Here is a 21,104-nt window from a genome sequence, read left to right on the forward strand (position 1 = left end):
ACGCGGTTAATAATGGAGGCTGAAGGTGAAATTTCAACCAAAGCAAAACAGCCTGACCGCTGGGATCAGGCTGTTTTTGTTTTATGGTGCCGGCACCAAGAGTCGAACTCGGGACCTTCTGATTACAAGTCAGCTGCTCTACCAACTGAGCTATACCGGCTGAAGAAGTGCGCATTATGCCCATCTTGATGCGGTTTGGCAAGCAGTTTGCGCAGAAAATTTTAAAAATTTTTGAAAGTATTGTTTTCTCGGTAAATTATTTTTCAGATGGCTTAAGCTTGCAGTGAAAAATAATGTTTCATTCCTTCGCTTGCCAAGTATCCTTCAAAGTAACCGTGCGGTTGAACACCGGCTTTTCTTTGCTGTGGTCGTAGCGGTCGGTAACGAAGTAACCCAAACGCTCAAACTGCCAGCGGCTTTCCGGCTCCAGCGTATTGACCACAGGCTCAGCGTAAGCAGTGATTTCTTTCACAGATTCGGGGTTCAGGAAATCGGTAAACGGCAGGTATTCGCCGTCTTCGCCGCGAACGGCATCGGGGCGCGGCTCGGTAAACAGGCGGTCATACAGGCGCACTTGCACCGGCACGGCGTGTTCGGCGGAAAGCCAATGGATCACGCCTTTTACTTTGCGGCCTTCGGGCTTTTTACCTAAGGTATCGTGGTCGATGCTGCATTTGAGTTCGATTACGTTGCCGTTTTCGTCTTTCACCACTTCGTCGCACTTAATCACATAGCTGTAACGCAGGCGCACTTCACCGCCCAAAGTCAGACGCTGCCAGCCGGCTGGCGGGTTTTCGCTGAAATCGTCGGCTTCGATATACAGGGTTTGGCTGATGGGCACTTCGCGTTCGCCCATTTCTTCGTGGTGCGGATGGTAAGGCGCACTGCGGCTTTGGGTTTTACCGGCTTCAAAATTGGTGAGCGTTACTTTAATCGGGTTTAACACGGCCATCATGCGCGGAGCGGAATTTTCCAGCTCTTCGCGAATCGCGCCTTCGAGCACGCTCATGTCCACCACGTTTTCAGACTTGGAAATGCCGACGCGCTTGGCAAACAGGCGCAAGCCTTCAGGCGTGTAACCGCGGCGGCGCATGCCGGAGATAGTGGGCATACGCGGGTCGTTCCAACCTGTAACGTGGCCGTCTGAAACCAACTGGTTCAGTTTGCGTTTGGATGTGATGGAATACAGCAGCTCCAAGCGTGAAAACTCGTATTGGCGCGGATGGTTGTCGATCGGGATATTGTCGAGCACCCAATCATACAGCGGGCGGTGGGCCTCAAATTCGAGCGTACACAGCGAATGGGTGATGTTTTCGATGGCATCGGAAATGGCGTGGGTGTAGTCATACATGGGGTAAATGCACCACTTGTTGCCGGTATTGTGGTGATGCGCGCGGCGGATGCGGTAAATTACCGGATCACGCAGGTTTACGTTGCCTGCGGCCATGTCGATTTTCAGGCGCAGGGTTTTGCTGCCGTCGGGGAATTCGCCGTTTTTCATGCGCATGAACAAATCGAGATTTTCTTCGACGCTGCGGTCGCGGTAGGGGCTGTTTTTGCCCGGCTCGGTAAGCGTGCCTCGGTATTCGCGCATTTCTTCGGCAGTTAAATCGTCCACATAGGCTTTGCCGTCTTTAATCAGACCGACGGCGTAATCGAACAGTTGGTCGAAATAATCGGAAGCATAACGCGGCTCGCCAGCCCATTTAAAGCCCAACCATTCTACGTCTTCTTTAATCGAATCAACGTATTCCTGATTTTCTTTTTCGGGGTTGGTGTCGTCAAAGCGCAGGTTGCACAGGCCGTCGTAAACATAAGCCAAACCGAAGTTCAGGCAGATAGATTTGGCATGGCCGATGTGCAGGTAGCCGTTCGGTTCGGGCGGGAAACGGGTTTGGATGGCAGTATGTTTGCCGCTTTTGAGGTCTTCGTCGATGATGGTGCGGATAAAGTGGTTATCGGCAAATTGGTCTTTGTTCATCATAGGGATAAGTCGTTTTGTGATGTGGATAATGTTCAGACGGCCTGTGTGTCGAAAGGCCGTCTGAAAAGGTTTGGAATATGCTGTGTATTGTACATTAAATTGCTGCCTGCGTTTCATATCCAAAGGTTTTAGTATTTGATTTCGATAAGAGGGTGGCGGGAAAGTATGGTGTTGTTTTGAAGGAAGGTGAGAACTTTGGGTGCTAAATACTTGTTTAATATTATTGCCATGAAACTTTAAAATCCGTATAATCCCGTTTTCCACAGAGAGGTGGATGAGTGGTTGAAGTCGCACGCCTGGAAAGCGTGTATACGTGAATAGCGTATCGAGGGTTCGAATCCCTTCCTCTCTGCCATATTTTATTATAACCTTATGATTGAATTAGATAATTTTAGGTTATATTTATTTTATGTACCATATTGTGTACCCAATAAAAAAGCCGGTGAAAATTACCGGCTTTTCTCATGTGTAGTTATTCACCTATCAATATGTCAGTCACTTCGGTACGGCCGCCTTGGTAAATCAAATCCCATTCTTACCTCGGTCTGGTTGTCTAGAAATTTTCTGGAGAGGGCTGTATTCGTAACGCACCAACACTTTACCAATATTAGTAAAAATAAGTGTCATCATGATTAACTATTTGCCTTTTGTGAATAGGCAAAATGTTCATGAATGAAACATAATTGATACTATTCAAGGCTCACCTTGGTAGTTTGCCGATGAATCTGGCTTGTCATACTCAAAGCCTGTCGTTTCTATAATCTGGTTGATATTATAGATAAATCTTAGCACCCCAAGGCCGTCTGAAATTTCAGACGGCCTTTTGTCATACCCATATTGGGCAAAGATGTCCATTCTGCTATATTGTAGAGCATATATCTTGAATTCCGATACTTTGACATACGCTCTGGAACGCCCGCGATGACCCAAACCCAATCCTACCGCCTCAGCTTCTCCCGCTTCAGTCCGTCCCTCTCCGTCGTCTCCTTCACCGCCACCGAAGCCTTAAACACAGCCTACCGTCTCGACATCGAACTTACTTCTGTTGATTCAGACTTACCGCTGTCGTCCTACATCAACCAAGCGGCCAAGTTTACGGTAACGCCGGTGAGTAGCGATGCATTGGGACTGATCGAAGGAATGATCGCCCCCCAAGCGCTGAAGGAATGGAGCGGCATCATCACTTCGTGCGAGAAGCTGTCGGTATCGGCGGACGAGACCCGTTACCGCATGGTATTGGAACCCCGCATCGCCGCATTGAAGCACCACCGCACTTCGCGTCTGTTTCAAAACCAAAACGTGCCCGACATTATTTCGTCGCTGTTGAAACACCACGGCTTCTCCGGCGTCGATTTCCGTTTCAATACCTCACGCGAATACGGTGTACGCGAGTATGTGACCCAGTATCAGGAATCCGACTTTGCCTTTCTCAACCGGCTGTGCGAAGAAGAAGGGATTTGGTATGCCTTCGAGCAGAATGCCCAATATGGCGATGTGGCGGTATTCGGTGACGATGCCGCCCATTATTTTCGCAGCCACACTTCCCCCTATCCCTACCGCCCCCACGGCGGGTTGGAGAGCGTTGGCGAGGAAGCGGTGTTTGCCTTACAGGTGAAGCACAATCCCATTCTCGAATCCATCCGCGTCGGCGACTACAACTACCGCGATGCCGATACCGACTTATCGTCCGCAGTAACGGCGAAGGGTACGGAAACCGACAGCAGCGTCTTACTCGGCAGCGACAGCCATTGGGGTTTGCATCAAAAAACACCCGAAGAAGCCCAACTTCAGACGGCCTTACTGCAACAGCTCGACCACAGCCGCCGTATCGTCGCTTCCGGCAGCGGCAACATCACCGCGCTTCGCCCCGGTCTGGTGTTTCAGACGGCCCCGGCTTTCAGCGAAGCACCCAACGGCTGGTTGGCGGTATCGCTCACCCACAGCGGCAGCCGCGACCAAGCATACAGCCATACTTTCACCGCCATTCCCGCCGACAGCATCTTCCGCCCCGAACGCATCACCCCGTTGCCGAAGATCCAAGGCAGCCTTCCCGCCAGAGTCACCAGCCCCGGCAACTACACCTACGCCTATATCGACAATATGGGCCGTTACCGCGTCAAACTGCCGTTCGACCTTGATGAATGGAGTCCGGGCGGAGAAAGCCGTCCCATCCGCTTAGCCAAGCCCTATGCCGGCCCCGACTACGGCCAACACTTCCCGCTGCACGAAGGCACCGAAGTAATGCTGTCGTTTGTACAGGGCAATCCCGACAGGCCCTACATCAGCGGCGTGATGCACGACAGTTCCCACCCCGACCACGTGCCTGCCGACTGGAACACCCGCAACGTTATCCGTACTTGGGCGAATAATAAGCTGCGCATGGAAGACAAACAGGGGCAGGAACACATCAAATTGGCGACCGAATACGGCAAAACCCAACTCAACCTCGGCCATATCGTCGACGGCCAAAGACAGAAACGCGGCGACAACGGCGAAGGCTTCGAGCTGCGTACCGACAGTTGGGGGGCGGTAAGGGCGGGCAAAGGCTTGTTCATCAGTGCCGATGCCCAAAATCAGGCGGCGGGGCAGGTGTTGGATATGGATGCAGCCATCGCCCAGCTCGAACAGGCAATCTCCCTAGCCAAAAGCCTCAATAAAGCCGCCCACACCGCCCAAAACGAAGCCACCGAAGCCGAAGAACAGGCAGGCCGTCTGAACGACAGCCTCAAACAGCTGCAACGCGCCGGCATCATCCAATCCGCCCCCGACGGCATCGCCAGCGCCACCCCGCAAAGCCAATTGCATACCGCCGGCCAACACATCCACCACATCAGCGGCGGCGACACCGACATCAGCGCCGGCAGCAAATTCACCGCCCATGCGGTCGGAAGCGTCAACCTGTTTGCCCAGAGCAACGGGGCGAAGTTACAGGCCAATCAGGGCAAGGTGGAGATACAGGCACAGAACGACGAGATGCAGATCAACGCCCTCAAAGACGCCACCATTACCAGCAGCGCCGGTAAAGTAACCGTGGCCGCCAAAGACGAAATCCTGCTCACCAGCGGTGGGGCGTATATCAAGATTAAGGATGGCAACATTGAGCTGGGCTGTCCGAAGATGGTGTGGGTGAAGTGTGCAGGGTTTCAGGTCATCAATCCTCATGCTATAGCAAATAATTTGCCAAAATTCGAGCCTTTATATTCTGGACGTTATATTTTGAGGGATAAAAAAACGCAAAATGTATTGGTTAACCGCCCATACACTTTGACTTTAGAGGACGGTAGTCAAGTAGAAGGGATAACTAACCACAAAGGAGAAACCTTGTTGGTTACGACTTCCTCTCCTCAAAAAGTAGAATTTATTCGGGAAGATAAGCCCAAGAAAGCACCGCATCTTTTACATATTGCAGGCGGAGGCACAATTAATCTGCATTTTGAAATTTACGACGACGAGTAAATACCATGACGATGATTACACGACTGGAAGTTGATAGAAAATATGCCGATATTGAATTGTCTGATTTAGGTTATCTTTATTTGGTATGGGATTACGTTCTCAGATACTACAAACCCAAACTTCGGATAGGTAAGAAAACGCAGGATAAAAAGCAAAATGGCTTTGATCATGTCGTCAACTTAACGGAAAAAATGACCAGCTACTATTGGCCTTACAAACCTGAAGTCAGTTTCAGCGTTCCCCAAGGAGAAGGAACACCTGTGCCTCATTTGACTAGAAACAGGCAGGCAGGGAAAAAAGAGCAGCAGGAAAATGAAAACTATATCGAAAAAATCGGTGAAAAAATCAGCTTAACCGACCCGACTACCGAAGGAAAAAACCGCAGGCATACACGTTGGAAGGGTTCGCCGGCCATTATGGCTGGTGCTACTGTCAAGCGCCCCGATTTGATTATCGTTAACGATTACAAAACCCGTTGGCCGGGACGTAATGCCGCCTATCCGCCTACAGGAGAAAATTATGGCGATAATCTCAAACGGTTGGTGGAGATGAAGTATGGAAACGATAAGCTTAAACCAGCACAAACAAAGGCCTATCGGCAAATTGCCACTCCCGAACGCTTTGCCGTATTGAAAATCTGGCAGGATAATAATAAAGACAACAAACGGCATATTTATGAATTTTCGCCCGATTTGGTGCCTGCGTTTGGTTTTAAACAAGAAGAACTGTTGCCTAAAATTCGTCTTGAACCGTGGCTAACGCCTCCATCGGGCAAACCTGTCAACATCCTGTCCGGCGAATTGGTTAACAAGCAAGATTTGGAAGCGGCTTACCGTCCGGAAACCGTAGAAATGTTGAGCCGCAATTCGCCTTGGTTTGACAGTTTCGGCAATTTCGAACGTACTTCAGACGGCATACGCTGGGTAGGCGAAAATGGTCAGGTTGTCGAATATAGTGATGCCGAGTTGCAGCAAGCTGCCGACTATCTGGAACAATATGAAGATATCCCGCGTGACCATCTGCCTTATATTCAGGAGGCAGAGGTGGTAATGTCCGGTGACGATACGCTGGCTTTGGCGTTGAAGTTTGTTAAAGACAACAAAGAAGAAATCATCACAATCGTTGTGCTGACAGTCGCGGTTGTTGCAGCAGCGGCTTATTTCGCCCCCGCCGCACTACTGGGCGCCGGAACGTTTTTATTGAGGCTTGCTAGATTTGCCCCTGCATTAGGTGTGTCAGCAAAGGTATGGGCGGCGGATGAACGTTTTGAAGAGCGCAGCAATTGTTATGAGTATCACTACCTTGTTGAGAGGAAACCGAAAGGTCAAACATATAAACGCAATGAATATGAAATTATCCGTTACCTGCCGTGGCAAGAATGCGGTGAAAATTCGGATACCAGCCATTTGGAGGGTTGGGAAGAAAAAGTTCGAGAATTTGATAACCGACATAGGAAATAAAACATGCTATCAAAACAATACGAAGCCTTGGAACGGGAATACCGCGACATTCTGCTGCACGACGAAGAGCACAAGATATTGGCTCAACTGGGGTTGGTTATTCTGATTTACTTTCACGACGGTGGCTCGGTGGCAGGACAGCGCAAGGTTTTGGAAGTGTTTGACCGTTTTTATATGCAATATCATCACTATCTAAAATCCCATTTCTGGGAAGATATGTCTCGTTTTGCCAAATTGAATCAGGCAGCTTTCACTAAAAAACAGCATAAAATGATTGAGGCGGCGGAGCAGGGACAACCATTATTTGGTTACTTATGTTCTGATGAATCAGGTGATTTTTCTCCTGACTATGCTATTCATACATTGACTTCAAAACCTAATACCGAGCAGAATGAAGAATTATCCTATCTTCAAATTAATTTGCCGGTTTCCCTTTTAAAAACATCTCAAGGCAAACAGGAGTTTGAAGAGTGGATAACATATCTTTGTAAGCAGTTTTCCATATTTCACGGTTATGCCGGATTGACGCTTTCATTACCTTATGATGGGTTTGAATATCAGTTTTACGAGCATAGCACCACCAAACGTTACTGGGGGATAACACCTGATTTCACTCCATATGACACCAACTGGGAGATCGGCCTGAAATCTATCAACTGGTACACCTTTGTCGGTAAAAAACTGCAAGGCCGTCTGAACAAGCAGGAGGTAGACAATGTGTTAAACCACTATCCCGACATTACCCTGCAAACCTGTAACGACACGATGATATTCAAAGCGGGGAGTTTCCCGTCAACCGGCGACCGCAACAAGCCCTTGCCGGTTCCCTATTTGGTGGTCAACAACCTGCTGCGTCCGGCTCGGGTGGAAAAGTTGAAAGATGCGATACATACTGCTTACGGCAACGGCAAAACCCGCTATTCGGCCTCGCAGGGTTATTATTGGCTGCGCCGTTGGGATAACGCTAATTTCGAACAGGGTATTTTCAACCCTGAAGGGGATAAAGCCGAGTTGATGCCGGTGTACCGCCAGAAACCGTATGAAGTGCCTTTCAGCGGTATGTGGGTGCCGGATAATGTTCCAGAAGGAATCGAAAAGCATTTGGAGCAGGGAGAAATTTTTCCAAATGACGGCGAGTATATTTGGACATTGCCTGATGGAAATAAGCAAGTTACCAATGCATTATATGTTGTTTGGCGTTTGGTTAAACGCGATGACGGAGGCCCGGTAGAGGTGCCGTCTGAATTTTAGGAAAACAAATATATGATGTTTAAACAATACGAAGCCTTGGAGCAGGAATACCGCGATATTCTGTTGCACGACGAAGAGCACAAGATATTGGCTCAACTGGGGTTGGTTATTCTGATTTACTTTCACGACGGTGGCTCGGTGGCAGGACAGCGCAAGGTTTTGGAAGTGTTTGACCGCTTCTATATGCATTACCATCCCTATTTGAAATCCCATTTTTGGAAAGGGATGCGTCGCTTCGCTAAACTGAATCAGACGGCCTTTGTCAAAAAACAGCAGAAAATGATTGCAGCAGCTGAGCAAGGGGAGGCTTTATTCGGTTATTTAAGTAGTGATGAATGGGGCGACTATTCGCCTGACTATGCAATAAGTACACTGACTGCAAGACCCGATATAGAATCGAATGAAAAACCATCCTTTATTCAAGTTAATCTGCCGATTTCCCTTTTGAAAACATCTCAAGGTAAACAGGAGTTTGAAGAGTGGGTGGCTTATCTTTGTAAACAGTTTTCCATATTTCACGGTTATGCCGGATTGACGGTTTCATTACCTTATGACGGGTTTGAATACCAGTTTTACGAGCACAGCACCACCAAACATTATTGGGGAATAACACCTGATTTCGCTCCATATGGCACCAACTGGAGAACCGGCTTGAAGTCTGTCAACTGGTACACCTTTGTCGGTAAAAAATTACAAGGCCGTCTGAACAAGCAGGAAGTGGACAATGTGTTAAACCACTATCCCGACATTACCCTGCAAACCTGTAACGACACGATGATATTCAAAGCGGGGAGTTTCCCGTCAACCGGCGACCGCAACAAGCCCTTGCCGGTTCCCTATTTAGTGGTCAACAACCTGCTGCGTCCGGCTCGGGTGGAAAAATTGAAAGATGCGATACATACTGCTTACGGCAACGGCAAAACCCGCTATTCGGCCTCGCAGGGTTATTATTGGCTGCGCCGTTGGGATAACGCTAATTTCGAACAGGGCATTTTCAATCCAGATGGGGATAAAGCCGAGCTGATGCCGGTGTACCGCCAGAAACCGTATGAAGTGCCTTTCAGCGGTATGTGGGTGCCGGATAACCTTTCTGAAGGGATTGAACAACATTTTGAAAAAGGAGAAATTTTTCCGATGGAAGGCGAGCATATTTGGGTCTTGCCCAATGGAGAACGTCATCGAACTAAAGATGATGCCGTTTGGCGTTTGGTTAAACGCGATGATGGAGGCCCGGTAGAGATGCCGTCTGAATTTTAAAGAGTAAAAACTGCGGCTGTCTAAAAATGTTTTCAGACGGCCTCATGTTTTTAAGGAGGCAGAGACCTTTGCAAAATTCCCCACAATCCCCTAAATTCCCTCCCAAGACATTTAGGGGATTTTTCATGAGCACCTTCTTTCAGCAAACCGCACAAGCCATGATTGCCAAACACATCGGCCGCTTCCCCCTGTTGAAGTTGGAACAGGTGATTGATTGGCAACCGATCGAGCATTACCTCAACCATCAAAGAACCCGTTACCTTAGAGACCACCGCGGCCGTCCAGCTTATCCCCTGCTGTCCATGTTCAAAGCCGTTTTACTCGGCCAATGGCACAGCCTTTCCGATCCCGAACTCGAACACAGCCTCATTACCCGCATCGATTTCCATCTGTTTTGCCGTTTTGACGAACTGAGCATCCCCGATCACAGCACCTTATGCCGCTACCGCAACCGGCCGGCACAAGACAACACCCTGGCCGAACTACCGGAGCTGATTAACCGCCAACTGACTGACCAGGGCCTAAAAGTAGAGAAAGCATCCGCCGCCATCGTTGACGCCACCATTATTCAGACGGCCGGCGGCAAACAACGTCAGGCCATAGAAGTGGATGACGAAGGACAAGTAAGTAGCCAAACCACACCGAGTAAAGACAGCGATGCCCGTTGGGTGAAGAAAGACGGCCGATACAGACTGGGCTACAAACAACATACCCGTACCGATACGGAAGGCTACATTGAGAAACTGCATATCACTGCCGCCAATGCCCATGAGTGCAAACACCTGCTGCCTTTGTTGGAAGGCCTAGCCAAAGACACGACTGTTTATGCCGATAAAGGCTGCGACAGTATGGAAAACCGGCAACATCTGGAAGAACATCAGCTGCGGGACGGCATCATGTGCAAATCCCACCGCAACCGGCCGCTGACGGAAGCGCAAACCAAACGTAACCGACACTTATCGAAAACCCGTTATGTGGTCGAACAAAGCTTTGGTACGCTGCACCGCAAATTCCGCCATGCTCGGGCAGCCTATTTTGGTCTGAGTAAAGTGAGTGCGCAAAGCCATCTGAAAGCGATGTTTTTGAACCTGTTGAAAGCAGCCAACAGGCTACGTGCGCCTGTTGCCGTCTGAAAGGCAGTTCAGATACCCGATTATCGGGTATTTGAGGAGAATAAAGAGAGCATTGAAATAGAAAAATAGCCGAAACCCTGTGTTTGATTTTCGGCTGTTGGGTAAAGGGGGCTATTTTGTAAAAGTTTCCGCAATACCTAGCCGAGCGATCGTTTAGTTGATTTCCTTTCAATCAACTTTTCCGGATGTTCAAATATTTCTTTCAACATCTATTCCGTACTGAAAATTACTGACCTACCTTTGTAAAAATCCAAATCAAAAAGATGAATGCCGAAATGGCCGCAATATTCTTCTACCATTTCAACAGTCAATCGATCTTTCTTCAATCTTTTTTCGTAGTTGGCTGTATTTTCAAACGTGAAAGGAGCTCCACTTTGCTCAAAATCGACACGATTTCCTTCTTTATGAACCATAATAGTTCTATGTTGAAACTCATAATCAGAAACTGATTTAGCACCGTCCATCCAATAAAACATGACTGAACCATATTGATCTTTTCCATAATCGGGCTCAAGATATAGGTTAATCAATTGTATCTTCCATTGACCTGCTAAAAATGGAGGTTGGCTGGTTATATCTGTCCCCGAATATCTATTATCCATATAAAGACACCAATCGGATTGTGTCTCTGACAATAAATATTTATTTGGAAATCCAACTGAACGCGGATTTAAATGATCTATTTTTTCTAAAAAATTAATATGTTTACAAAGCGGTGTTATTTTTACCGTCTGTTCCCAAATCCGTGCTAACTCCATACAGCGTTTTTGATACAAATTAATCAATTCTTCAAAATTAATTTTGAAAAAACAGAGTCTCGTTGTGTATGGTTTGTACTTATATAGTATATTCTTCATGATTTTATTGATTTTCTTTATATCAATCTAGCTTAGAAATAATAGAAACATCTAATCTATCGACCTCAAGAGTAAGCAATTTTCCTTCTAAATATGTATATTCGCTAAAAGAAATTCATCTACTGCCTGAGTGTTGCACTTGAAATTCGAATCTAAGGCCGTCTGAAAACATTTGAAATTGTTTTCAAATAGCTTTTAGATACTGGTTTTTAACTTGGCCTACTCCTGCTGTTTTAGGATAGCTAGTAAGAAATCTTTCTCTTGTTTATTCTTTAGTTGGTGTAAATAATCTGTTGCAGACAGCCCTTCTGTTTCGATTATTGATGAATCTAATCTAGATACATCTACCATAATAACCTTATTTTTATTAATCATTAATGTATAAATATCCTCTCCCTGTTCTGGGATCATACTGAGGCAGAAAACTGATTTCAAATCTATATATTTTTCAACTAAAAAATTATATAAATTTTTGTTTCCTGTAACCATAATCTCCGATCTGATAATATTTTTTATTAAAATGCTATTGTTATAGGTACTCATTTTTAAACTCTCGAAAAAAGTTGTTAATTCTCATAATTAACTTAGGGGCTTAGGAAGCAAAATCACCAAATGCAGTAATAAGCTTCTGAAATGGAATTAAAAAACAAGTATCAAAAGTTCAGCAAAATTACCGAGCCAAAATTCCGTTAAATCCTGCGGCTTTTCTCCTTGAATCTGACCGCTTCCGACACCGCCAAACTGACAGGGATTAGTGTCAGAAACATCAACAGCCTGTACTTAAAGCTACAACGTGCAGTTCCTTCAATTACAAATAATTCAAGCAGTTTTCTTTGGATACTCTTCTTCTTTAACTAACAGTGGGTTATCTTTATTTCAACAGCCTATCATGACTGCTAATCTACGTCAGTCTCCTAGTTCTTTAAAGACTGCTATTGAAATATAAAATAACAACATGTTAACATGCACCGCAGACTTCCTCCTGCCAAAATATTTAAGCAATTTGCTATAAAACGATAGGGCAGGTTGTTAATTTTATTGAGAAAAGCGGATGCTGTTTGGTATCCGCTTTTTATTATGGTTCGATCCGGCTCATGAAACTCAATCCCCAGCAACAACAAGCCGTGCAATACCTCGGCGGCCCGCTACTCGTTTTGGCGGGCGCGGGCAGCGGCAAAACCGGCGTGATTACTCAGAAAATCAAACACCTGATTACCAAAGTCGGCTATCCCGCCCACCACATCGCCGCTATTACGTTTACCAACAAAGCCGCCAAAGAAATGCAGGAGCGCGTGGGCAAAATGCTGCCGAAAAGCCAAACGCGCGGCCTGACCATCTGTACTTTCCACTCGCTCGGTATGCGCATTTTGCGTGAAGAAGCCGCCAACATCGGCTACAAGAAAAACTTTTCCATTCTCGACGGCACCGACAGCGCCAAAATCATCAACGAGCTGCTCGGCAGCACCGGCAAAGAGGCGATGTTCAAAGCCCAGCACCAAATTTCCCTGTGGAAAAACGATTTGAAAACGCCCGAAGAGATTCTTCAGACGGCCTCCAACGAGTGGGAAAGCCAAATGGCGAAAGTGTATGCCGGCTATCAGGCCACGCTGGAAAGCTATCAGGCCGTCGATTTCGACGACTTAATCCGCCTGCCCGCCGTGCTGTTGCAGCAAAACAGCGAAGTGCGCCACAAATGGCAGCTCCGCCTGCGCTATCTGCTGGTAGACGAATGCCAAGACACCAACGCCTGCCAATACACCTTGATGAAGCTGCTTACCGGCGCGGAAGGCATGTTTACCGCCGTGGGCGACGACGACCAATCCATCTACGCATGGCGCGGCGCAAACATGGAAAACCTGCGCCAAATGCAGGAAGACTATCCGCAAATGAAAGTGATCAAGCTGGAGCAAAACTACCGCTCCACTGCGCGGATATTGAAAGTGGCCAACAAGGTGATTGAAAACAACCCCAAGCTGTTCAAAAAAACCTTGTGGTCGCAGTTCGGCATGGGCGAACACATCAAAATCGTCGCCTGTCAGCACGAACAGCACGAAGCCGAATGGGTGGTGAGCCAGATTGTGAAACAGAAGCTGGTGGGCGGAGACAAAACCCAATATGCCGATTTCGCCGTCCTCTACCGCGGCAACCATCAGGCGCGGGTGTTTGAAGAAGCCTTGCGCAGCGCGCGCGTGCCTTACCAGCTTTCAGGCGGCCAGAGTTTTTTTGATAAAGCCGAAATCAAAGACGTATTGTCCTACATCCGCCTGCTTGCCAACCCCAACGACGACCCCGCCTTTTTACGCGCCGTTACCACGCCCAAACGCGGCATCGGCGAGGCCACACTCGGCAAACTCAACGCCTATGCCCACAGCCACGAATGCAGCCTGTATGAAGCGGCGTTAAACCCCGAAGCACAGGCCGTCTTAAACGCACAAAACCGCGAGCATCTGCAACAATTCATGGCCTTGATGGAAGATTACCGCGCCCGTGCCGAACACGACGACGCGGGCGAACTCGTCAACAACCTGCTGGCCGACATCGCCTACGAAGCCCATCTGCTCGGCAGCGAAGAAGGCAAGGCCGGCGAAATCAAATGGCGCAACGTTACCGACCTCACCGACTGGCTGGCGCGCAAAGGCGGGCAAGACGGCAAAAACATCATCGAAATCGCCCAAACCATCGCCCTGATGACCTTGCTCGAAGGCAAAAACGAAGAAGAAACAGATGCGGTCAAACTTTCCACCCTGCATGCCTCCAAAGGCTTGGAATATCCGTATGTGTTTCTCGTCGGCTGCGAAGAAGGCATGCTGCCCCACGCCGACAGCATCGAAGAGAGCAACGTCGAAGAAGAGCGGCGTTTGATGTATGTAGGCATCACCCGCGCCAAACGCCAACTTACGCTCACCCATTGCGTGAAGCGTAAACGGCAAGGCACATGGCAGTTTCCCGACCCCAGCCGCTTTATCGACGAAATGCCGCAGGAAGATTTGAAAATCCTCGGCAGAAAAGGCGGCGAACCGATTGTGAGCAAAGAAGAAGGCAAGAGAAATCTGGATGCTTTGAAGGCTATGTTGGATGCGCAGATCAATAAAGGCGATGGCTGAGAGCAGGGCTGAAAACTTTACGAATCAGCAACGATTTTAAACTTTCGTGTTCAAAGCAAGCGGTGTGCGGGCCGGATTGTATATCCGCCTGTAACCGGAGTTCAGTAATGAAAAATCGGACAATTGTTTTGCGATTTTGATTTGATTTTAAATGAAGGTTTGATTGGCGTTGAACACAATTTGCGTGTTTCCAAGTATCGGGCGGATATGCAATCTGCCCTTACGAAAGCCGCTTGTTGTGAAGATACTGTGGTAAAAGTTACAAAGTTTGCTTTCAGATGGCCTCAAGCTTTTACAAAACTCTAGTAAAGGCTAAAGCGAGTTTGAGGCCGTCTGAAAGTGAATTTTGTGGGCTTTACTAAAACAGCAGCCTGATTTTTAGCTCTCTTAAAAGATATTTCTAAAGATACTTCGTTTTATCAGCTTTTCACGGGTTCTTACCCGCTTGCCATCTCGTTTCAGTTTGACGATTACAGCAACCGCAATGCAGCCAATTCTGCTTGCAATTGATCGCTGTCTAAACCATTGCTAACCGCCAGCGTGAGCAACACCAGCGCGGTTTCTAAATTGGCTTTGCCTCCGTTTACTACTCCGGCTTGGCGCAACGCACTGCCTTGCGCGTACACGGCTGCCGCATTTCCCTGTTTTACCTGACTGATATTCAGCACCAATCTGCCGCCGGCCGTGAAATCCCGCACGGCTTGGATGAAAGTGGGGTGGGACGGCGCGTTGCCGTGGCCGTAGCTTTGTAAAATCACAGCGTCGGCTGCGGTGCGATAGAGGCCGTCTGAAAACGCTTCTGCGGAAAACCCGGGAACAAGGGTGTGGCAGATAACTTTGGCTTGTGTGTTTAAAGGTTGTTTGTGCAGAGACGTGCGCGTTTTTTCAGACGGCCTCAGGTTTAAATCGTGCCAGCCTTGTTGGGAAGACCATTTTCCAAGTGCGCCGAAATGCGGATTGTCGAAACCGTCAGCGTGTTCGGTGCTGATTTTGCTGCTGCCCACGGCGGGAAACAGCTTGCCGTTGAAGGCGATGGTTGTCTCCGGCAGGTTGAGTTCAAACGCTGCTACGGCCGTTGCCAAGTTTAAAGGGGCGTCGCTGTGTTCGGCATCATAAGGCCATTGCGAGCCGGTCATCACGATGGGCAGGTTTAAATCGGGCAGGGCGAGGGCGAACAGGTTGGCGGTGTAGGCGAGGGTGTCGGTGCCGTGAAGAACCAATATGCCGTCGTAAGCGGCTGATTTTTCACGCAACAACAGCAGCCAGTTGTGCCAATCGGTGAGGGTAACGGCGGAAGAGTCGATTAGGGGTTCGCAGATGTGCCAGTCGAATGAATAGGCATCTACAAACGGAGTGAGGGCTTTTTCGACAAGCGCGGTATCGGGAGCCAGCCCTTGCTGACTGTGGCTCATGCCGATGGTGCCGCCGGTGTAGAGTACAAAGATTTTTTTACGCGGAATCATGTGTTTGATTTGAATGAAATGTATGGAGCAAAGGTTTCAGGCCGTCTGAAAAATTCAGACGGCCTTTCCTTTATTGATAAATCACGCCGTTGTGTTTCAACCAGCCGTCGGGGTGTTTGCCTTGCGGGTCGTGGTGCGTCCAGTGGATAACGCCGCCTTTTTCCGACCATTCGTATTCACCGTAAAAAGCGACCGTATCTCCTTTTTTCAGCCCTTTGATTTTGGGCGCTAAATCAATATTGTGTGCCACCAAAAGGCTTTGCCCGCTATTTAGTTTTAAGATAAAGCGCTGATGGCGGGAGCCTTTGTTGTCGTCGGGCAGGGTTTTGCTCACTGTGCCGCTGCCTGCTATTTGGATATTGCTTTGACGGCGCTCAAAGGCCGTCTGAAGAATATCGTCGGCGGATTGTTGGTTGATTGAAGGGGAGGCCGGAGACGAAGTTTCTGCGTGGGGCAGTGAGGGTTGGGTCTGTTTGTACACATACTGGTAGCCAAACAGCGCGACGGCAACAATGGCAGGCAAAATCCAATTTTTGTTCATTGGTTCAGATTCCGACGTTTATCGTGTAAGGTTCAATCAAAATTGATGGGACATATAGCAGCTAAACACCCGGCCGCCGTGTCGGTATTGCACGGCGGCCGGGGATTTTTTCAGACGGCCTTTCTGGCGCATAGGCCGTTAACGCTTGTATTTTAAGCTGTATTTGATTTCAGACATAGCCGCTTTGAGATTGTAATCCAAAATTTCATCCACAAGCGCGGGCGTTTGTTCGTTTAAAAGCTGCTGGAGTTGATAAGTCAGGGCGGCGGTTTGCTTTTGCACTGCCACACGCACCATACCGGCCACCGCATCGGTTAAATGCGGGCGCAAACGGCGGCTCAAACGCTCCAATAATTCCTGTTCCGAAAGACACATCACAGGCTTTCTCGGATCAACCTGCGGGTTGATAACCTTAACGGTAACCGGCAGCCAATCTTCGTGCGGTGCAACGGATTCGAAAGCATTGTCAGACTGTTCGTCAGCATTGTCATCGAAACGGCCGGTTGGACGAAGATTTTCCGGTTCGTTGAATGAAACGGTTTGGCGCTTAGGATTCAGCCACACTGTGCGCGTGCTTTCAATATTTTTATCGTCCACCCGGGCGGTTTGCAGAGCGGTTTGGGCGGCAACCCAGTCTTCTTGCAGCAAAACGGTTGTATCTGTTTCGGCAGTAATGTTTTCCGTAAACAGCTCGTTATGCTCTTCCTGCCATTGCTGCAAATACTCGCGCAACATTTTTTCCGCAGCCCTCGCGCTTAATTGGGCTTCGGTCGGTTTGGAAGCAGCAGGCTGGTAAGCGGGCGCGGCAGGTTGCGGGGCAGGGCGTGCCGGAGCAGGATTTTCACGCCCCGTATTGCGCTGCTGTCGCAGCTTTTCCAAGCCGCTTTCCCAGTCGAATTCATCTTCTCCGTTTTGAGGCTCGGATTTCGGATTGTAACGTGGATTATTCATTATTAATTATTCACTTTCATTTATTCACTTTCATTCGAAATGCGGCAGAAATCGGCCTGCCTTAATGTTTGAAGCCGTTTGGCGGCGGTTGCAGATGCAATCAACCGCCAAACCGCGGTATTTGTTTAATTACTATATAATGTTTTATTTTAGCAGAATTTATAGAAGGAAAAATCATGAGCGGCATAGAACAACGTTTAGAATACCTTGAAGAAGCATACGATGTTTTACGTATGCAAAATCATGTGCTTTCCACCGCATTCAAAGGCATGGTGCGCGCTCTGCCCGCAGATATTGCACAAGATGTGGTGGAATCAGTGCAATTGGCTTTTGAAGACGCTTTAGCAGAATTGAATTATGAAGACAGTCCGCATGTGGATTTATTTCATGATGTGACTTACGCTTTCTTTAGAGAAAAAGAACGTTAAGATTGAAAGTAGGGAAGTAAACGGAATAAGCCGGTTTATTTACTTTGTTTTGAATATCAACCGCATTCTTGGGGCGGCTTGGCTTGAGTTTAAACAAGCGCACAGGCCGTCTGAAAAATCATATATCCCATAACGATTGCTGCGTACCCTCGGGTATCAGATGGCTTACGCCGACACCGATCAGCCGGAAAGTATAGTCTTGCGCAGGAACGCGCAGAATCAGTGCTTCGGCGGCTTGCAGCAAGGCAGCATGGTTCGGCAGAAAAGAAGAATAGGTAAGCGAACGGGTGATGATATGGAAATCAGCCGTTTTCAATTTCAACGTTACGCTGCGGGCCTGCACTTTTTTACGAACCATCTGTTCCCATAAATCGGCAGTTAAAACAGATAAATGAGTTGAAATTTCGTTTAAAGGCAGGTCTTCGGGCAAGGTAATTTCAGTGGAAATCTGCAACCGCTCACGGTTCGGTTTGACTTCCCGTTCATCAATGCCGCGCGCCAAATCGTATAAGCGGTAGCCATAGCGCCCGAAGTGGTGCAGCAGCTGACCGCGTTCAAAGCGGCGCAAATCACCGGCGGTTTCCATGCCGAGGGTTTTCATCTTTTGCAACGTCACTTTGCCTACACCCGGAATTTTCCCCAGCGGCAAACGTTCTAAAAACGCTTCTACCTTTTGAGGATGCAGTACAAACTGTCCGTCTGGTTTATGCCAGTCTGAAGCAATTTTGGCCAGAAATTTATTGGGTGCAACTCCCGCAGAAGCCGTCAGCCCTGTTTCCTGTTTGATTTCTTGGCGTATTTTTTGAGCAATTTCACCCGCATAGGGAATATTTTGAAGATTGCGGGTAACGTCCAAGTAAGCTTCATCCAGTGATAAAGGCTCAATCAGCGTGGTGTATCTCGCAAAAATAGAATGAATCTCGCGCGATACTTCCCTATATAAACCAAAATGAGGTTGGATATATACTGCTTGAGGGCAGAGCCTTTTGGCTGTTGCAACAGACATAGCCGAATGCAGGCCAAACTGTCGGGCTTCATAAGATGCCGCACAAATCACCGAGCGCGGCCCGTCCCATGCAACCACCAAGGGTTTACCGCACAGATGCGGCTGCTCGCGCAACTCTACCGAGGCATAGAATGCGTCCATATCAATGTGGATGATTTTGCGCGTTTGCATGGTTGGTATTTTTGTAAATGAGGCCGTCTGAAAAACATTATTGTAATACTTTGCGGCTTGAATCGGGCTATTCACAATACCATGATATTGCTTTATAAAAATAAAGCCGTTATAATTTCGCGTTTTCCAACCTTGCCTTTTACTTTCGCATGGTAAAAGGATTTAATAGCCGTAAGGAGATAACATGCGTCATTATGAGATCGTGTTTATCGTTCATCCGGATCAAAGCGAGCAAGTGCCCGCAATGGTTGAACGTTACAAAACCATGATTAACGAAGCAGGCGGTAAAATCCACCGCTTGGAAGATTGGGGCCGCCGCCAACTGGCTTACCCGATTAACAAAATCCACAAAGCGCACTATGTTTTGATGAACATCGAAACCACTCCCGAAGTGGTTGAAGAGCTGGAAACCGCTTTCCGCTTCAACGATGCCGTATTGCGTCATCTGACCATCAAAACCAAACATGCCGTTACCGAAGCTTCTCCGATGCTGAAAGACGAAAAGTCTAAAAATCTGCTCGACAGCAACTCTGCGGCTAAAGAAGAAACTGCCGAAGCGTAATTGAAGATTGAAAATCTTTTCAGCCTTACCGCCCAAATTACCCATTGCGGAGAATTGAGATATACGCCGGCCGGAATACCGGTTTTGGATATCATCTTGAAACATGAATCTTGGCAAGAGGAAAACGGGCAGAAGTGTTTGGTCAAATTTGAATTACCCGCCAAAATTCTCGGTAAGGATGCGCTTAATTGGCAACACAAGGTTGAAACCGTAGTTACAGTAAACGGTTTTCTGGCACAAAAAAGCCAACGCTATCCCAAACCTGTGTTGCGCATACAAAACATTAAAGAATATAAAGGTTAAACGACAATGGCTCGTCAATCATTCAAACGTAGAAAATTCTGCCGTTTCACGGCTGAAAAAATCCAAGAAGTTGATTACAAACAAGTAGACTTGTTGAAAGACTTCATTTCTGAAAACGGTAAAATCATTCCGGCACGCATTACCGGTACCAAAGCACATTACCAACGTCAATTGGCTGTTGCCGTAAAACGTGCTCGTTTTCTGGCTTTGTTGCCTTACACCGACCAACATAAATAATTTACGGAGATTCTGACTATGCAAATTATTCTGTTAGAAAAAATCGGTGGCTTGGGTAACTTGGGCGACATCGTAACCGTAAAAAACGGTTATGCCCGCAACTTCCTGATTCCTTCAGGCAAAGCCAAACGTGCTACTGAAGCCAATATGAAAGAATTTGAAGCTCGTCGTGCTGAGTTAGAAGCCAAGCAAGCTGAAATTCTGGCTGATGCAAAAGCCCGCCAAGAAAAATTGGACGGTCAAACCATCACTGTGGCTCAAAAAGCAGGTGTTGATGGTCGCTTGTTCGGTTCTGTTACCAACGCTGATATCGCTGCTGCTATCGTTGAATCAGGTGTTGAAGTTGCAAAATCAAACGTCCGCCTGCCTAACGGCCCGCTGAAAGCGGTTGGCGAGTACGACTTAGAAGTAGCTTTGCATACTGATGCTGTGGCAGCTATCAAAGTTGCTGTGGTTGCCGCTGCTGAGTAATATTTCTTCTTAAAGAAGTTTTGATTTGAAGACAGGCCGTCTGAAAATTTCAGACGGCCTCATTGCTATTAAAGGTTACTGTGTTTAATTGAAGACTTCATATTTAATTGATTATCTATCATGGGCGGTTTATAAAAATTAATTTCAAAATTTACTTTTGGGATTTTTTTAATTAATCAATCAATAAGCATTTATTATCACTATATTATTAATACGTCAGTTACATGAAATTTTACATTGCTATACCGGGGATTTGTCTTTCATAACTTATTTATCAATAATAAACATTGTTTATCAAAAATGGTATTGTAATAAAGATACAAAGGCATTATATTGCCCATATCTCATATGACGACAACAAAAAAGAAAGGAGATATTATGCAACATCGCAGACGCCAGGCTATTTTTCAGGCATCAAAACGTGCTTTTAATGCGCGCAAACCTGTGAACAGCCAACCTCGTACGCATC

General features: G+C 47.5%; 18 protein-coding genes, 2 tRNA genes and 1 pseudogene. 13 read left to right on the top strand and 8 right to left on the bottom strand.

The genetic code is table 11. The features are described 5' to 3' along the window. Positions 1 to 84: 84 nt before the first annotated feature. Both CKV66_RS06220 and CKV66_RS06225 read right to left on the bottom strand, forming a co-directional pair. Positions 85 to 160 (bottom strand) — tRNA-Thr (locus CKV66_RS06220). 138 nt (positions 161 to 298) lie between these two features. Continuing rightward, on the bottom strand, positions 299 to 1,984 hold the full coding sequence (locus CKV66_RS06225) for a glutamine--tRNA ligase/YqeY domain fusion protein (RefSeq protein ID WP_085363272.1): 1,686 nt from the start codon (positions 1,982 to 1,984) through the stop codon (positions 299 to 301). A 264-nt stretch (positions 1,985 to 2,248) separates the two neighbouring features. Between CKV66_RS06225 and CKV66_RS06230 the strand changes: the two genes are divergently transcribed. The 6 genes from CKV66_RS06230 (at position 2,249) to CKV66_RS06255 (ending at position 10,541) form a co-directional block, all read left to right on the top strand. Continuing rightward, positions 2,249 to 2,339 (top strand) — tRNA-Ser (locus CKV66_RS06230). Between the two features lie 566 nt (positions 2,340 to 2,905). Next, a complete protein-coding gene (locus tag CKV66_RS06235) occupies positions 2,906 to 5,440 on the top strand; it encodes a type VI secretion system Vgr family protein (RefSeq protein ID WP_095197852.1) in 2,535 nt (844 codons plus the stop codon). A gap of 5 nt (positions 5,441 to 5,445) precedes the next feature. Continuing rightward, a complete protein-coding gene (locus CKV66_RS06240) occupies positions 5,446 to 6,900 on the top strand; it encodes a VRR-NUC domain-containing protein (protein WP_095197853.1) in 1,455 nt (484 codons plus the stop codon). A gap of 3 nt (positions 6,901 to 6,903) precedes the next feature. Then, positions 6,904 to 8,151, top strand: coding sequence for a type VI immunity family protein (locus CKV66_RS06245; protein WP_231990459.1), 1,248 nt, complete (start codon positions 6,904 to 6,906; stop codon positions 8,149 to 8,151). A 12-nt stretch (positions 8,152 to 8,163) separates the two neighbouring features. Beyond that, a complete protein-coding gene (locus CKV66_RS06250) occupies positions 8,164 to 9,408 on the top strand; it encodes a type VI immunity family protein (protein WP_231990460.1) in 1,245 nt (414 codons plus the stop codon). 125 nt (positions 9,409 to 9,533) lie between these two features. Next, on the top strand, positions 9,534 to 10,541 hold the full coding sequence (locus CKV66_RS06255) for an IS5 family transposase (RefSeq protein ID WP_085363827.1): 1,008 nt from the start codon (positions 9,534 to 9,536) through the stop codon (positions 10,539 to 10,541). 209 nt (positions 10,542 to 10,750) lie between these two features. Here the strand turns inward: CKV66_RS06255 and CKV66_RS06260 are convergent, their stop codons facing one another. Both CKV66_RS06260 and CKV66_RS06265 read right to left on the bottom strand, forming a co-directional pair. Continuing rightward, positions 10,751 to 11,398, bottom strand: a complete 648-nt coding sequence (locus CKV66_RS06260) for a hypothetical protein (RefSeq protein ID WP_085363826.1) — start codon at positions 11,396 to 11,398, stop codon at positions 10,751 to 10,753. 219 nt (positions 11,399 to 11,617) lie between these two features. After that, positions 11,618 to 11,887 carry a hypothetical protein gene (locus tag CKV66_RS06265; RefSeq protein ID WP_095197854.1) on the bottom strand — a complete coding sequence of 90 codons (270 nt, stop codon included), beginning with the start codon at positions 11,885 to 11,887 and terminating at the stop codon, positions 11,618 to 11,620. A gap of 204 nt (positions 11,888 to 12,091) precedes the next feature. Here CKV66_RS06265 and CKV66_RS12870 point away from each other — a divergent pair. Both CKV66_RS12870 and rep read left to right on the top strand, forming a co-directional pair. Next, a pseudogene (locus CKV66_RS12870) lies at positions 12,092 to 12,223 on the top strand (IS1595 family transposase); the annotation flags it as partial. Between the two features lie 269 nt (positions 12,224 to 12,492). Next, a complete protein-coding gene (gene rep, locus CKV66_RS06275) occupies positions 12,493 to 14,502 on the top strand; it encodes a DNA helicase Rep (RefSeq protein WP_085363824.1) in 2,010 nt (669 codons plus the stop codon). A gap of 470 nt (positions 14,503 to 14,972) precedes the next feature. Here the strand turns inward: rep and CKV66_RS06280 are convergent, their stop codons facing one another. From CKV66_RS06280 to CKV66_RS06290, 3 genes are all read right to left on the bottom strand, one after another. Then, on the bottom strand, positions 14,973 to 15,965 hold the full coding sequence (locus CKV66_RS06280; RefSeq protein WP_085363823.1) for an asparaginase: 993 nt from the start codon (positions 15,963 to 15,965) through the stop codon (positions 14,973 to 14,975). 70 nt (positions 15,966 to 16,035) lie between these two features. Continuing rightward, positions 16,036 to 16,506: a DUF3465 domain-containing protein gene (locus CKV66_RS06285; protein ID WP_085363822.1), complete on the bottom strand. Its 471-nt coding sequence runs from the start codon at positions 16,504 to 16,506 to the stop codon at positions 16,036 to 16,038. A gap of 138 nt (positions 16,507 to 16,644) precedes the next feature. After that, positions 16,645 to 17,457 (bottom strand): hypothetical protein, encoded by an 813-nt coding sequence (locus CKV66_RS06290; protein WP_085363821.1) that lies wholly within the window; start codon positions 17,455 to 17,457, stop codon positions 16,645 to 16,647. 176 nt (positions 17,458 to 17,633) lie between these two features. Between CKV66_RS06290 and CKV66_RS06295 the strand changes: the two genes are divergently transcribed. Then, the gene (locus CKV66_RS06295) at positions 17,634 to 17,885 is read left to right on the top strand and encodes an NGO1151 family protein (protein WP_085363820.1); all 252 of its coding nucleotides are present in this window, start codon (positions 17,634 to 17,636) and stop codon (positions 17,883 to 17,885) included. Positions 17,886 to 18,003: 118 nt separating this feature from the next. On the opposite strand, the gene dinB is transcribed toward CKV66_RS06295, so the two are convergent. Further along, the gene (dinB, locus tag CKV66_RS06300; protein WP_085363819.1) at positions 18,004 to 19,062 is read right to left on the bottom strand and encodes a DNA polymerase IV; all 1,059 of its coding nucleotides are present in this window, start codon (positions 19,060 to 19,062) and stop codon (positions 18,004 to 18,006) included. A 184-nt stretch (positions 19,063 to 19,246) separates the two neighbouring features. On the opposite strand from dinB, the gene rpsF reads away from it, so the two are divergent. Genes rpsF through rplI form a run of 4 tightly spaced genes read left to right on the top strand, consistent with a single transcriptional unit; the run spans position 19,247 to position 20,635 of the window. Further along, on the top strand, positions 19,247 to 19,624 hold the full coding sequence (gene rpsF / locus CKV66_RS06305) for a 30S ribosomal protein S6 (protein WP_085363818.1): 378 nt from the start codon (positions 19,247 to 19,249) through the stop codon (positions 19,622 to 19,624). After that, positions 19,625 to 19,927, top strand: a complete 303-nt coding sequence (priB, locus tag CKV66_RS06310; protein ID WP_373962261.1) for a primosomal replication protein N — start codon at positions 19,625 to 19,627, stop codon at positions 19,925 to 19,927. A 6-nt stretch (positions 19,928 to 19,933) separates the two neighbouring features. Further along, positions 19,934 to 20,164, top strand: coding sequence for a 30S ribosomal protein S18 (gene rpsR, locus CKV66_RS06315; RefSeq protein WP_054599043.1), 231 nt, complete (start codon positions 19,934 to 19,936; stop codon positions 20,162 to 20,164). 18 nt (positions 20,165 to 20,182) lie between these two features. Beyond that, a complete protein-coding gene (gene rplI / locus CKV66_RS06320) occupies positions 20,183 to 20,635 on the top strand; it encodes a 50S ribosomal protein L9 (RefSeq protein WP_085363817.1) in 453 nt (150 codons plus the stop codon). Positions 20,636 to 21,104: the final 469 nt, after the last annotated feature.

It is taken from the genome of Neisseria zoodegmatis (genome assembly GCF_900187305.1).
In the GTDB taxonomy this organism is placed as follows: Bacteria; Pseudomonadota; Gammaproteobacteria; order Burkholderiales; family Neisseriaceae; genus Neisseria; species Neisseria zoodegmatis.